The sequence below is a fragment of the Phenylobacterium sp. genome (assembly GCF_036563385.1).
Lineage (GTDB): Bacteria > Pseudomonadota > Alphaproteobacteria > Caulobacterales > Caulobacteraceae > Phenylobacterium.
Genome location: NZ_DATCML010000011.1, coordinates 54523 through 66636, shown reverse-complemented (window position 1 = coordinate 66636; position 12114 = coordinate 54523). Strand labels below are relative to the sequence as shown.

Here is a 12114-nt window from a genome sequence, read left to right as displayed (position 1 = left end):
CCCCGATGTCCGAGCCGCACGAAGGCCGCGAGCGCCGCAAGCGGTTCCTCACGCGCCTGCTGATCGTCCTGCTGGGCCTGCTCGTGCTGGCCTACGCCGTGCCCACGGTCCTGAACGCGCGCTGAGCCCTCACGGCGCTTGCGGTCCGAACCCCTTCCACCCTCGGGCCTTTGCGCCTATTCGGCTTCCATGACTCGCCGCCCCGTCCCCTTCGAGATCGGTCCCGTGCACTTCGTCGGCATCGGGGGGATCGGCATGAGCGGCATCGCCGAGATCATGCTGCGGACCGGCTATCAGGTGCAGGGTTCCGACGCCAAGGCGAGCGCCAACACCGAGCGGCTGGAGAAGCTGGGCGCGAAGGTGTTCATCGGCCACGACGCAGCCAATGTGGAAGGCGCCTACGCCGTCGTCTATTCCACCGCCGTAAAGCCCGACAATCCGGAGATGGTGGCCGCGCGGGAGCGCCGCCTGCCGCTGGTCCGCAGGGCCGAGATGCTGGCCGAGATCATGCGCCTGCAGTTCTCGGTGGCGGTCGGCGGCACGCACGGCAAGACGACCACCACCTCCCTGGTCGCCGCCCTGCTCGACGCCGGCGGCCTCGATCCGACCGTGGTCAACGGCGGGATCATCAACGCCTACGGGACCAACGCCAAGGTCGGCTCGGGCGACTGGATCGTGGTCGAGGCGGACGAGAGCGACGGCACCTTCCTGAAGCTCAAGTCCACGGCCGCCATCGTCACCAATATCGACCCCGAGCACCTCGACCACTACGGCGACTTCGATGCGGTGAAGAAGGCCTTCCGCGACTTCGTCGAGAATATCCCGTTCTACGGCTTCGCTGCGGTCTGCATCGACCATCCCGAGGTGCAGTCCATGGCCGCCCGGGTGGAAAATCGGCGCCTGGTCACCTACGGGGTCAATCCGCAGGCGGAGGTCCGCGCCCACAACGTCTCCATGGGGCCGGACGGCGCGCGCTTCTCGGTGATGATCCAGGACCGCGCGGGCGGCATGGTCACCCTCGACGACCTGCGCCTGCCGATGACCGGCCAGCACAATGTCCTGAATTCGCTCGCCGCCATCGCTGTCGCCCGCGAGCTGGGCGTGGGCGCCGACGCGATCCGCAAGGGCCTGGCCGGCTTCGGCGGCGTGAAGCGGCGCTTCACCACGACAGGCGTGGCCAACGGCGTTCGCGTGGTCGACGACTATGGCCACCATCCGGTGGAGATCGCCTCCGTGCTCAAGGCGGCCCGCGCGGTCACCGAGGGCAAGGTGGTGGCTGTGGTCCAGCCGCACCGCTACACCCGGCTGCGGGACCTGTTCGACGACTTCTGCGCCTGCTTCAACGACGCCGACACGGTCATCGTCGCCGACGTCTACGCCGCCGGGGAACAGCCCATCGAGGGCGTCGACCGCGACGCCCTGGTTTCGGGCCTGCGCCGCTACGGCCACCGCCGGGCCTTGCCGCTGGAGAGCCCGAAAGCGCTTGCGGAGCTGGTCCGCGCCGAGGCGAGGTCCGGCGACGTGGTCGTCCTGCTGGGCGCCGGCGATATCACCAGCTGGTCCTACGCCCTGCCAGGCGAGCTCACCGCGCTGGGGGAAGCCGCCGAATGAGCTGGAGGGACACGCTCCCCGCCGTCCGCGGTAAGCTGCTGAAGGACGAGCCGCTCGGCCCCTTCACCTGGTTCCGGGTCGGCGGGCCCGCCGAACTGATCTTCCTGCCGGAGGACGAGGCGGACCTCGCCGCCTTCCTGCAGGCGCTGCCGCCGGAGGTCCCGGTGACGGTGCTCGGCGTAGGCTCGAACACCCTGGTGCGAGATGGCGGCGTCGACGGAGTGGTGGTGCGTCTGGGCAAGGCCTTCGCCAGGGTCGAGCCGCGCGGGGACAATCGCATCTTCGCCGGCGCGGCCGTGCTCGACGCCACCCTGGCTCGCGAGGCTGGGAAGGCGGGGATCGCCGGCCTGGAGTTCTACCGCGGCGTGCCGGGCTCGGTCGGTGGCGCCCTGGTGATGAACGCTGGCTGCTACGGCTCCGAGACCAAGGACGTTCTGGTCGAGGCCTACGCGCTCACCCGTGCGGGACGTCGCCTGACGCTGTCGAACGCCGAGCTGGAGTACAGCTATCGCAAGTCCGCCCGGGCGGCCGCCGAGCCGCTGATCTTCACCGGCGCCCTGTTCGAGGGCCGGCCCGACGATCCCGCCGCCATTCAGCAGCGCATGGACGAGATCACCGAGCGGCGCGAGAAGACCCAGCCGATACGCGAGAAGACCGGCGGCTCCACCTTCAAAAATCCACCGGGCCACTCCTCCTGGAAGCTGGTCGACGAGGCGGGCTGGCGCGGCAAGCCGTTCAGCGTAAGCGGCGCCGGCGGCGGGGCGATGTTCTCGCCGCTGCACGCCAACTTCCTGATCAACACGGGTGAGGCCACCGCGGCCGACCTCGAGGGCCTTGGCGAAGCCGTCCGCGCCGACGTGAAGGCCAAGTTCGGCGTCGACCTCGACTGGGAAATCAAGCGCATCGGCAAGCCGGCCTGACCACCTTCTTTTCCCACCAACTGGGAGAGGGGGACCGCCCGCCGAGGAGCGGGTGGTGGAGAGGGCAGGCCTCACCTCGGGCGGGCAGCCGCGGCCCTGCTCACCCCAGCGCCTTCGCCGCCTCCACCAGCCGACAGCTGGCGGTGGCCCGAGCCACCACCGTGCCGTCCTCGGTCATCAACCGGCCCTCGATGAAGCCGATGCTCTTGCCGAGTTGGACGACCTGGCCCTCGCCGTACAGGCGGCCGGCCTTCGCCGGGGCCAGGAAGCTCACGTGCAGGTCGATCGTCGGCGTGTAGAGGCGCCCATCCGTGTGGGCGAACACCGCCGGCCCCATGGTGTCGTCCAGCATGGCGGCCAGGAAGCCGCCCTGGATGAAGCCGGCCGGGTTGGTGAACTCACGACGGGCGTCGAACCCGATGCGGATCCAGCCCTCCGCCGGCCGGGCGTCCACCACCTCCCAACCCAGCAGCTCCGCGCATGGGGGGCGGGGCAGGGCGTCGAGGGCGGTGGTTGGGCGAGCAGGGGCCTGCACGGAAGTCATGGGCGGTCTCCTTCGAACCCGCTCAGCCTATGGACCGCCTGCTGACACCGCCGTGGCAGCAGTGCGCCTTGACGGGAATCTTCCAGGGGCGCACGCGAACTTCATGCGCATGACAACCATCTTCGCCGCGGCCGCCTTGGCCGTGCTCGCCGCTCCGGCCTTTGCCCAGGACCTTGTCGCCGGCGCCGCGCAGGTGCGCGACCGGGCCCTGACCGACGGAACGGCCTGGGCGGTCGCGGAGTCCCTGACCACCGAGGTGGGCCCGCGGATGACGGGCTCCCCGGCGATGGAGCGCGGCCGCGACTGGGCGGTGGCCAAGTTCCGTGAACTGGGCTTCACCAATGTGCGGGTCGAGCGCTTCACGACCCCCGCCTGGTTCCGCGGCCCCGAGTCGGCCGAGGTCGTCGGGCCCGCGCCGCACAAGCTGCACATCCTGGGCCTCGGGAACTCGGCCTCTACGCCGAAGGGCGGCCTGACCGCCGAAATCGCGCTCTTCCGGTCATACCAGGAGCTCCTCGACCAGCCCGAGGGCAGCCTGAAGGGCAAGATCGCGGTGGTCACCCAGCGCATGCCCCGCACCCAGGACGGCTCCAGCTACGGCTTCGTCAACGCGCAGCGCACGCAAGGGCCGCGCGAGGCCGCCCGGCGTGGCGCGGTAGGCTACCTGGTCCGTTCGCTGTCCACGGACGACACCCGCCTGCCGCACACGGGCGGGGCCCAGGCCGCGGGCATCCCCGCCGCGGCGCTCTCGCCCCCCGACGCGGAGCTGCTCGAGAACCTCGCCCGTCGCGGTGCCGTCCGCGTGAAGCTCGACATGCAATCGCGCAGCGATCCCAAGGCCCCGGCCTACAACATCGTGGGCGAGATCCGCGGGACCGAGCGGCCCGACGAAGTCATCGTGCTGGGCGGCCACCTGGACAGCTGGGATCCAGGCACGGGCGCCGTGGACGACGCCGCTGGGATCGCCATCACAACGGCCGCCGCCAAGCTCGCCGCCAGCGCGGGCCCGCTGAAGCGCACCATCCGCGTTGTGATGTGGGGCTCGGAGGAGCAGGGCGGCTCGTCGGGCGCTTATCTGGCGGCCAACCGCGCCGAGGTCCCGAAGATGATCGTCGCCGGCGAGAGCGACAGCGGCGCAGGCCGGGTCTACAGCATCGCCCTGCCGGCCGGCAGCCGGTCGCATCCCGCCATGAAGGCCTTTGAGGCCGCGCTGGTCCCGCTGAAGGTCGTGGTGCGCCGGGAAGCGCCGCAGTCAGGCGGCGCAGATATCGCGGGCCTGATCTCGGCGGGGACGCCCTTCGTCGACTTCAACCAGGACATGAGCCGCTACTTCGACCTGCACCACGCAGCCGACGACACCCTCGACAAGATCGATCCGGCCGAGCTGTCCCAGAACGTCGCGGTGTGGGCGGCCTTCCTCTACACGGTCGCCAACAGCGACATCGATTTCCGCCAGCTTGCCAAGGAGGCGAAGTGAGCCTTCCCCCTACCGCCAGCCCCCTCGCAGGGCGTCACGTCGCTGTCCTCATGGGCGGCCCTTCCTCCGAACGGGAGGTCAGCCTCGTCTCCGGGCGCGAGTGCGCCGACGCGCTCGAGCGGCTGGGCGCCCGGGTCAGCCGCGTCGACGCCGGTCGCGATATCGCGCAGGTGCTCACCCGGTTGAACCCGGACGTCTGCTTCAACGCCCTCCATGGGGAGTGGGGCGAGGACGGCTGCGTGCAGGGCGTTCTGGAGACGCTGCGCATCCCCTACACCCACTGCGGGGTGCTGAGCTCGGCCCTGGCCATGGATAAGGCCAAGGCCAAGGCGGTGCTGGCCGCCGCGGGGGTCGCGGTGCCGGGCGGCGGCCTCTTCAACCGCTTCGATGTGGCGGCCCGCCACGTGATCGAGCCGCCCTATGTGGTGAAGCCGAACGCGGAAGGCTCCTCTGTCGGGGTCTTCATCGTCCACGAGGGCGCCAACACCCCGCCCCAGGAGGTCGTCGCCCCCTCCTGGACCTATGGCGAGGAGGTCATGGTCGAGCCCTACATCCGCGGGCTGGAGCTGGCGGTGGGCGTGATGGACGGCAAGGCGATGACCGTTACCGAAATCGTGCCGAAAACGGCCTTTTACGATTACGAAGCCAAGTACGGCGAAGGCGGCTCCGAGCATGTGGTGCCGGCCAGGATTCCGCCGCAAGCGATTGAAAAAGCCAAGGAACTTTCCGAGCGAGCGCACGCAGCCCTTGGTTGTCGCGGGGTTACCCGGTCGGACCTCCGTTATGACGACATTAACGACATTATGGTCCTTTTGGAGGTCAACACTCAGCCCGGCATGACGCCCACCTCGCTCGTTCCTGAGCAGGCGGCGGCGCAGGGCGTGGGATTCGACGACCTGGTTTTGTGGATCACGGAGGACGCCTATGCCCGCAGCGGTGCGGGGAGGATCGCAGGCTCAAGCGACCCCTCGGGGCAAGACGCCCCCTAGCGCATCGAAACGTCCGACGGCCAAGCGGCCGGCGGCGGCGGCTGGCCCGCGTTCGGAGGGCGCCGGCATCTCTCCGAAGACCGCGCTCGTGGCCTCGGCCGGCGTGCTCGTCCTGGCCGTGGTGGCCACGCTCGGCACGGGCGGCCGCGGTGAGCGTCTAGCGCAGGCGGTGACGAGCGGGATCGATGATCGTTTCGGCCAGGCGGGCTTCCGCCTGCAGTCTGTCCATGTGGAAGGCGCCTCGGCGATGGCGACCCCCGACATCGTCGCCGCCACGGGCGTCTACAAGGACCAGCCGGTCCTCGGCCTCGACCTCGAGGCGGTGCGTCAGTCGGTGGAGAGGGTCGGCTGGGTAAAGGAGGCGCGGGTCGTGCGCCTGCTGCCCGACACCCTGGTGATCGCCGTGGTCGAGCGCAGGCAGCTGGCGGTGTGGCAGCACGGCGGGCGCACCATGGTGATCGACGAGCGCGGCCAGCCAATCCCCGAGGCCGATCCCGGCCGCTTCCCCACCCTGCCGCTGGTCGTCGGCCTGGGCGCCGCCGAGATGGCGCCGGGCATCCTACCGACGCTGGCCCAACGGCCGCGGCTGATGGAGCGGCTGGAGGCGCTGGTGCGCGTCGACAACCGCCGCTGGGACCTGAGGATGAAGGACGGCTCGATCGTCCAACTGCCCGCCGTGGGCGAGGAGGAGGCGCTGATGCAGCTCGAGCAGCTCGATCAGCGCAGCCACATCCTCGAGCTCGGTTTCGAACGGATAGACCTGCGTAACCCCGATGTCGTGGCCGTCAGGCCCCGCCAGGCGGCTCCGGCCGGCCAGCTCGTCGCAGAAGGCGCGTGAGGGACAACGAAGAGATGCTGAAGGTCGCGCAACGCGCCGAACAGAAGAAGGAAGGCCGCGAAGGCCTCCGCGCCGCCATCGCGCGGCCCCAGGTCGTGGCCGCCGTGGATCTCGGCGCCTCGAAGGTTACCTGCTTCATTATGAAGCCTGAAGGTGTTCGCCGTGGCGACCGCACCCTGACCACGGCGGGCGTCGGCTATGTCCAGTCCCGCGGCATCCGTGGGGGGTCGATCGTCAACCTCGACGAGGCCTCGGAAGCCATCGCCCAGGCCGTGGAGCGTGCGGAAAACGTGGCCGGCGTCAGCGTCCAGGGCGTCACGGTCGCAACCGCGGGCGGCCAGCTTACCTCCACCCGCGTCGCCGGGCGCGTCTCCCTCGGCGCTCGCCCGATCAGCGACCATGACCTGGTGCGCGCCATCAGCCACGCCCTGGCCCAGATCAAGCTTCCCGGCCGCCGCGCCGCCCACATCCTGCCCATCGCCTGGGCTGTGGACGGGCAGGGCGGCGTCCGCGATCCGCGGGCCATGTTCGGGCGCACGCTAGGCGTCGAACTGCTGGTGGTGTCGGTTTCCGAGGCGGTGTTCCAGACCCTGGGCGCCTGTGTGGAGCGCGCCCACCTGCAGTTCGAGGGCGTGGTGGCCGCGCCGTTCGTCTCGGCGCTCGCGGCGCTGGAAGAGGACGAGATGGACCTGGGCGCCGTCTGCATCGACATGGGCGGCGGCTCCACCTCGGCGGCGGTGTTCAACGCCGGCAGCCTGGTGCACGTCGAAACCGTCCCGGTCGGTGGTCAGCACGTCACCCAGGACATCGCCCGCGGGCTCTCGACCTCCATCGCCGGCGCCGAGCGGATCAAGACCCTGCATGGCTCGGCGATCGCCTCGGCCAACGAGGACCGCGAAATGATCGAGGCGCCGCCGCGCGGCGACGATCCCGGCGCAGGTCCGGTGGTCGCCCCGCGCAGCCTGCTGAAGGGGATCATCGCGCCGCGGGTGGAGGAGACGCTCGAGCTGCTGCGCGACCGCCTCAAGGCGTCCGGCGCGCCCGTGGAGCCGGGCGCCGGCCTGGTGATCACCGGCGGCGCCAGCCAGCTGGCGGGCGTCCGCGAGGTCGCCGTGCGGGTGTTCGACCGGCCGGTGCGTCTCGGGCGTCCCCGGCGCGTGCCGCACCTGGCCGACGCGGCTTCCGGCCCAGCCTTCACCGCCGCCGCCGGCATCCTGCACCGCGCCGCGTTCGGTCCGCGCGAAGCCGTCTCGGCCAAGGCCCTGGCCTCGGCCAAGCTGCGCCGCGAACCGCTGGATCCCCGAGCGAACCCGGTGGCGAAGGCCGCCGCCTGGCTTCGCGAGAATCTCTAGCCGCTACTTCTCGCCGCGGACGGTCTTGGCCACGCCCTCGGCGGTCTGGGCGATCAGGCTGCCCTTCTGGTTCATCACCGCGCCGACGCCCATGGTGTTGGCGCTCCGCGTCACGGTGAATTGGCGCAGGGTGGCGCCGGAGGGGCTCTTCACCGTCACGTCGACGGTCAGGCGGTTGCTTCCGGCCAGGGCGCCGACCATGAACCGGGTGGCCTTGCTCACAACCCGGTAGTCCGAGATCACGAAGGTGACGTCCGCCGGCTGGCCGCCGGCCACCCCGCCGCCCAGCTGCGAACGGATCGCCTCGGTGAGCGCAGCCACGATCTCCGGCGTCACGTTGGCGGCCGTCGTCGAGCCGCTGACGTTGCGGATCGCCAGGTTACGGACCGCCGCGGCCGCTGCCGGCCCAGCACCGGACGGCGCTTCCTTCACGGTCGTCGAGCACGCCACGAGCGCGGCGGCCGAGGCCGCCACGAGCAGTATCCTGAGCATCTGTCCCTCCAGCTTCACCAGCCATCGCGGCAACGGGCGTTCACAGATCCGGTTCCTCGCCGCTCTTTACGGCCAAGCTTCGGCTTGCGAGACAGGGCGTCGCACCGGCCCGAGTCGCGCCGCGGCTCCTGTGGAACAACCCCATTTTTCCAGCCTGTCGCAGGTCGAACCCCCGACGACTCACGCTATGCCCTTAACCCTCGCTTAAGGATGACGGCGCAAATTTTCACCCATCCTTAAGGAGCGCTGGCCGGGCGGGTCGACCAGCGGTGAGGCCGGCTTATTGGAAGGACGCAGGGTCCGATGGCGATTTCTCTCTCAGCTCCGCAGGCGACAGAATTGAAGCCTCGGATCGTCGTGTTCGGCGTGGGCGGCGCGGGCGGCAACGCCGTGAACAACATGATCGAGGCGGGGCTCGAAGGCGTCGAGTTCGTCGTCGCCAACACCGACGCCCAGCAGCTGCAGTTCGCCAAGACGGACCGCCGCATCCAGCTCGGCGTGCAGGCGACGCAGGGCCTCGGCGCCGGCGCGCATCCGGAAGTCGGCATGCACGCGGCCGAGGAGTCGATCCCCGAGATCGGCGAGCACCTCGACGGCGCCCACATGGTGTTCATCACCGCCGGCATGGGCGGCGGCACCGGCACCGGGGCCGCCCCGATCATCGCCAAGTGCGCCCGCGAGCGCGGCATCCTGACGGTGGGCGTGGTCACCAAGCCCTTCCACTTCGAAGGCCGCCACCGCATGCGCCTGGCCGACGCCGGCATCGGCGAGCTGCAGCGCTACGTCGACACCCTGATCGTCATCCCGAACCAGAACCTGTTCCGGGTGGCCAACGAGCGCACGACCTTCGCCGAAGCCTTCGGCATGGCCGACCAGGTCCTGCACTCCGGCGTCCGCTCGATCACCGACCTGATGGTCCTGCCGGGCCTGATCAACCTCGACTTCGCCGACGTGCGTACGGTGATGACCGAGATGGGCAAGGCGATGATGGGCACCGGCGAAGCCACCGGCGACGACCGCGCCCTGATGGCCGCCCAGAACGCCATCCAGAACCCGCTGCTCGACGAAGTGTCGCTGAAGGGCGCCAAGGCCGTGCTGGTGAACGTCACCGGCGGCCTCGACATGACCCTGCTGGAAGTGGACGAGGCGGCCAACGCCATCGCCGAGCAGGTCGATCCAGAAGCCAACATCATCTTCGGCGCCGCCTTCGACCCGGCGCTGGAGGGCAAGATCCGCGTCTCCGTCGTCGCCACGGGCATGGACGGCGTCTCGATCGCCGCCATCGAGCCGCGCCTGGAGCGCCGGGCCAACACCACCGCCCAGCCGCTGCGCGTCGACACCACGCCGGCCCCGGCCCCCGCGCCGGAGCCCGCCGTGGCGGTCGCTCCCGAGCCCGTGGTCTACGAGGCCCCGATGGTCGAGGAGGAGCAGGCCGACCTCTACGCCGCGCCTGCGGCGCCCGAGCCAGCGCGCGCGCCCACCGTGTCGCGCATCGTCGATCCGGCCGTCGAGGAGTCCGTCGCCGACGAGCCGCTGTTCGCCGAGCCCTATGAGCAGCGCCGTCCGCGCGGCGGGTTCCTCAGCCTGTTCGGCGGCCGCCCGCGTTACGACGCCCAGCCGCAGCAGGCCGCTCCGCCTCCGGCGCCGCGCGCCACCGCCAGCCGCGGCGGCGCCCTGCCGGTGGAGACCCCGCAGACGCTCGAGCAGCCCGAGGCGGGCGAGGACCTGGAGATCCCCTCCTTCCTCCGCCGCCTGGCCAACTGACCGACCGCTCCCTCAAACGTGAATGCCGGGCGACCGGCGTTCGATCTAGCATCCTCCCTGCGGCGCGAGCTGTGGGGAGGTTGTCATGTCGGAGCACAGGATCTCGGTCACCCCGGTGGACGGCGGATGGTCGCTGGCCTGCGAGGGCGAGACCCAGCCGCAGCTGTTCCTCTCGGGTCGCTGCGCGGAGGCGCAGGCGAGGGCGCTGGCCCTAGCGCTCAGCCGGGCCGGAGACGAGGCTTTCGTCTACATCCATGACCGCACGGACGCCCTGATCGGCGCCACCCGCTACAGCGCCGCGGACGCCCGGAAGCTCGCCTCGGCCTGAGGCCGCGCCCACCTGTCCCGAAGCGAAACAAAGCGAAACAGCAAGTGTTTTGCTGCAGCGCGGCAAACACCTTAGCCAGACGTTGGGACAACAGGCGCCGCGAGGCGCCGGTGCGAAATCTTCAGGTACCCCTTTGGCCGCAGACCTCTTCCAGGACCGTGCGTTCCAGCACACGCTCCGCGCGCCGGCCCTGTTCGCCGGCGTGGGCGTGCACACGGGCGCCTACACCCGGGTCGACGTGCGGCCGGCCCCGGCCGACCACGGCGTCGTCTTCGTGCGCACCGACATCACGGACGCCGACAACCGCGTCCCAGCGACAGGCGAGGCGGTCTGCAAGACGCAGCTCGGCACCGTCATCGGCAACGCCGCCGGCGTCACCGTCTCCACGATCGAGCACCTGATGGCGGCCTTCGCCATGCTGGGCATCGACAATGCAGTGGTCGAGCTCGACGGCCCCGAGATGCCGATCATGGACGGCTCGTCCGAGCCCTTCGTGCGCATCCTCGACCGCGCCGGCCGTCGCGCCCAGCAGGCGCCGCGCCGCTACATCGAGATCCTCCACGCCGTCGAGGTGGTCGACGGCGACAAGCGGGCGGCGCTGAAGCCCGCCGGCCGCTTCGAGGTGGCCTTCGAGATCCGCTTCCCCACCGCCGCCATCGGCGTGCAGCGCATCGACATGCCGATGGATGGCCCGGCCTTCCGCCGCGAGCTCGCCGACTGCCGCACCTTCGGCTTCCTGCACGAGGTGGAGGCCCTTCGCGCCATGGGCCTCGCCCGCGGCGGCAGCATGGACAATGTGGTGGTCATCGAGGGTGACCGCATCCTCAACCCGGAAGGCCTGCGCCGCCCCGACGAATTCGTGCGTCACAAGGCGCTCGACGCCATCGGCGACCTCTACGTCCTGGGCGCGCCGATCCTCGGCCGCTTCGAGGGCGAGCTCGCCGGCCACGCCATCAACAACCAGCTGGTGCGCGCCCTGTTGGCCCGTCCCGAGTCCTGGCGCATCCGCACCTTCGTCGAGGATCTCGCTCAGGCCGTCTGAGGGCGGGGCGATCTCGCCGCCGTTCCACGCGCTCGCCGCTTGCGAACGGTTCGCAACCCGTGTTCCCTGAGCCTCCGCCGCAGGAGGGCGCGTCATGTCCGAAGAACCCATGCAGGACGCGCTGGCGCGGCTCTACAAGCCGCCGCACCAGTTCACGGTGGCCAAGGCCATCGACCACGTCGACGCCCACGGGCGGAAGTTCATCGGCCTCTCGCCCTTCGTGGTGATCGGCACCGGCGGTGCGCGGGGCCTCGACGTGTCCCCCCGCGGCGGCGGCCCGGGGTTCGTGAAGGTGGACGAGGCTGGCAAGACCCTGTTCATGCCCGACCGCCCCGGCAACAACCGCATCGACAGCCTGAAGAACATCGCCGAGACCGGTGAGATCGGCCTGCTGTTCCTGATCCCCGGCATGGATGACGTCTACCGGGTGAACGGCCGCGCCGAGCTGGCCTACGACGACAGCCTCCTCCAGGCCTTCGTGGAATTCGGCAAGCCGCCACGCTCCGTGCTGCGCATCGCCGTGCGGGAAGCCTTCCTGCACTGCCCCAAGGCGCTGATGCGCGCCGACCTGTGGGGCGACAGCCATCGCATCGAGCGCAGCGCCTTTCCGTCGCTCGCCGAGATGGTCAGCGACCAGATCGGCCTGCCAAAGCCCCAGGCCACGCACGAGGAACAGGTGGCGCAGCTGAAGGAAACCCTGTAGCCGCCCAACCTCCGCCGCTTTCCCGCGGCATGGGGTAGCCCGCCAGCGGTTCCG

The 12114-nt window shown here is 70.6% G+C and carries 12 protein-coding genes; 10 read left to right on the top strand and 2 right to left on the bottom strand.

All coding sequences use genetic code 11. From position 1 onward, the window contains the following. Positions 1–189 precede the first annotated feature (189 nt). Together murC and murB are read left to right on the top strand one after the other, a co-directional pair. The gene (gene murC / locus VIL67_RS08500) at positions 190–1611 is read left to right on the top strand and encodes a UDP-N-acetylmuramate--L-alanine ligase (RefSeq protein WP_332048444.1); all 1422 of its coding nucleotides are present in this window, start codon (positions 190–192) and stop codon (positions 1609–1611) included. Further along, complete coding sequence (gene murB / locus VIL67_RS08495) at positions 1608–2531, top strand: UDP-N-acetylmuramate dehydrogenase (protein WP_332048443.1); 924 nt, start codon at positions 1608–1610, stop codon at positions 2529–2531. The genes murC and murB overlap by 4 nt, the downstream gene beginning before the upstream one ends. A gap of 100 nt (positions 2532–2631) precedes the next feature. On the opposite strand, the gene VIL67_RS08490 is transcribed toward murB, so the two are convergent. Continuing rightward, complete coding sequence (locus tag VIL67_RS08490; RefSeq protein ID WP_332048442.1) at positions 2632–3075, bottom strand: PaaI family thioesterase; 444 nt, start codon at positions 3073–3075, stop codon at positions 2632–2634. 103 nt (positions 3076–3178) lie between these two features. Here VIL67_RS08490 and VIL67_RS08485 point away from each other — a divergent pair, with 103 nt between their 5' ends. From VIL67_RS08485 to ftsA, 4 genes are read left to right on the top strand one after another with little or no spacing between them, the layout of a single operon-like run. Next, positions 3179–4552, top strand: coding sequence for a M20/M25/M40 family metallo-hydrolase (locus VIL67_RS08485; RefSeq protein WP_332048441.1), 1374 nt, complete (start codon positions 3179–3181; stop codon positions 4550–4552). Beyond that, complete coding sequence (locus tag VIL67_RS08480; RefSeq protein ID WP_332048440.1) at positions 4549–5541, top strand: D-alanine--D-alanine ligase; 993 nt, start codon at positions 4549–4551, stop codon at positions 5539–5541. The genes VIL67_RS08485 and VIL67_RS08480 overlap by 4 nt, the downstream gene beginning before the upstream one ends. Next, positions 5477–6379, top strand: a complete 903-nt coding sequence (locus VIL67_RS08475; protein ID WP_414696193.1) for a cell division protein FtsQ/DivIB — start codon at positions 5477–5479, stop codon at positions 6377–6379. Before VIL67_RS08480 ends, VIL67_RS08475 begins: the two co-directional genes overlap by 65 nt. Positions 6380–6393: 14 nt before the next feature. Further along, on the top strand, positions 6394–7731 hold the full coding sequence (gene ftsA, locus VIL67_RS08470; RefSeq protein ID WP_332048963.1) for a cell division protein FtsA: 1338 nt from the start codon (positions 6394–6396) through the stop codon (positions 7729–7731). 3 nt (positions 7732–7734) lie between these two features. On the opposite strand, the gene VIL67_RS08465 is transcribed toward ftsA, so the two are convergent. Beyond that, positions 7735–8223, bottom strand: a complete 489-nt coding sequence (locus VIL67_RS08465; RefSeq protein WP_332048438.1) for a hypothetical protein — start codon at positions 8221–8223, stop codon at positions 7735–7737. Between the two features lie 303 nt (positions 8224–8526). On the opposite strand from VIL67_RS08465, the gene ftsZ reads away from it, so the two are divergent. The 4 genes from ftsZ to VIL67_RS08445 all read left to right on the top strand — a co-directional run bounded on the left by ftsZ (position 8527) and on the right by VIL67_RS08445 (position 12060). After that, positions 8527–9987: a cell division protein FtsZ gene (ftsZ, locus tag VIL67_RS08460; RefSeq protein ID WP_332048437.1), complete on the top strand. Its 1461-nt coding sequence runs from the start codon at positions 8527–8529 to the stop codon at positions 9985–9987. Between the two features lie 85 nt (positions 9988–10072). Beyond that, positions 10073–10315 carry a hypothetical protein gene (locus VIL67_RS08455; protein WP_332048436.1) on the top strand — a complete coding sequence of 81 codons (243 nt, stop codon included), beginning with the start codon at positions 10073–10075 and terminating at the stop codon, positions 10313–10315. A gap of 133 nt (positions 10316–10448) precedes the next feature. Then, positions 10449–11357 (top strand): UDP-3-O-acyl-N-acetylglucosamine deacetylase, encoded by a 909-nt coding sequence (lpxC, locus tag VIL67_RS08450; protein WP_332048435.1) that lies wholly within the window; start codon positions 10449–10451, stop codon positions 11355–11357. A gap of 94 nt (positions 11358–11451) precedes the next feature. Further along, positions 11452–12060, top strand: coding sequence for an MSMEG_1061 family FMN-dependent PPOX-type flavoprotein (locus VIL67_RS08445; RefSeq protein ID WP_332048434.1), 609 nt, complete (start codon positions 11452–11454; stop codon positions 12058–12060). Positions 12061–12114 lie beyond the last annotated feature (54 nt).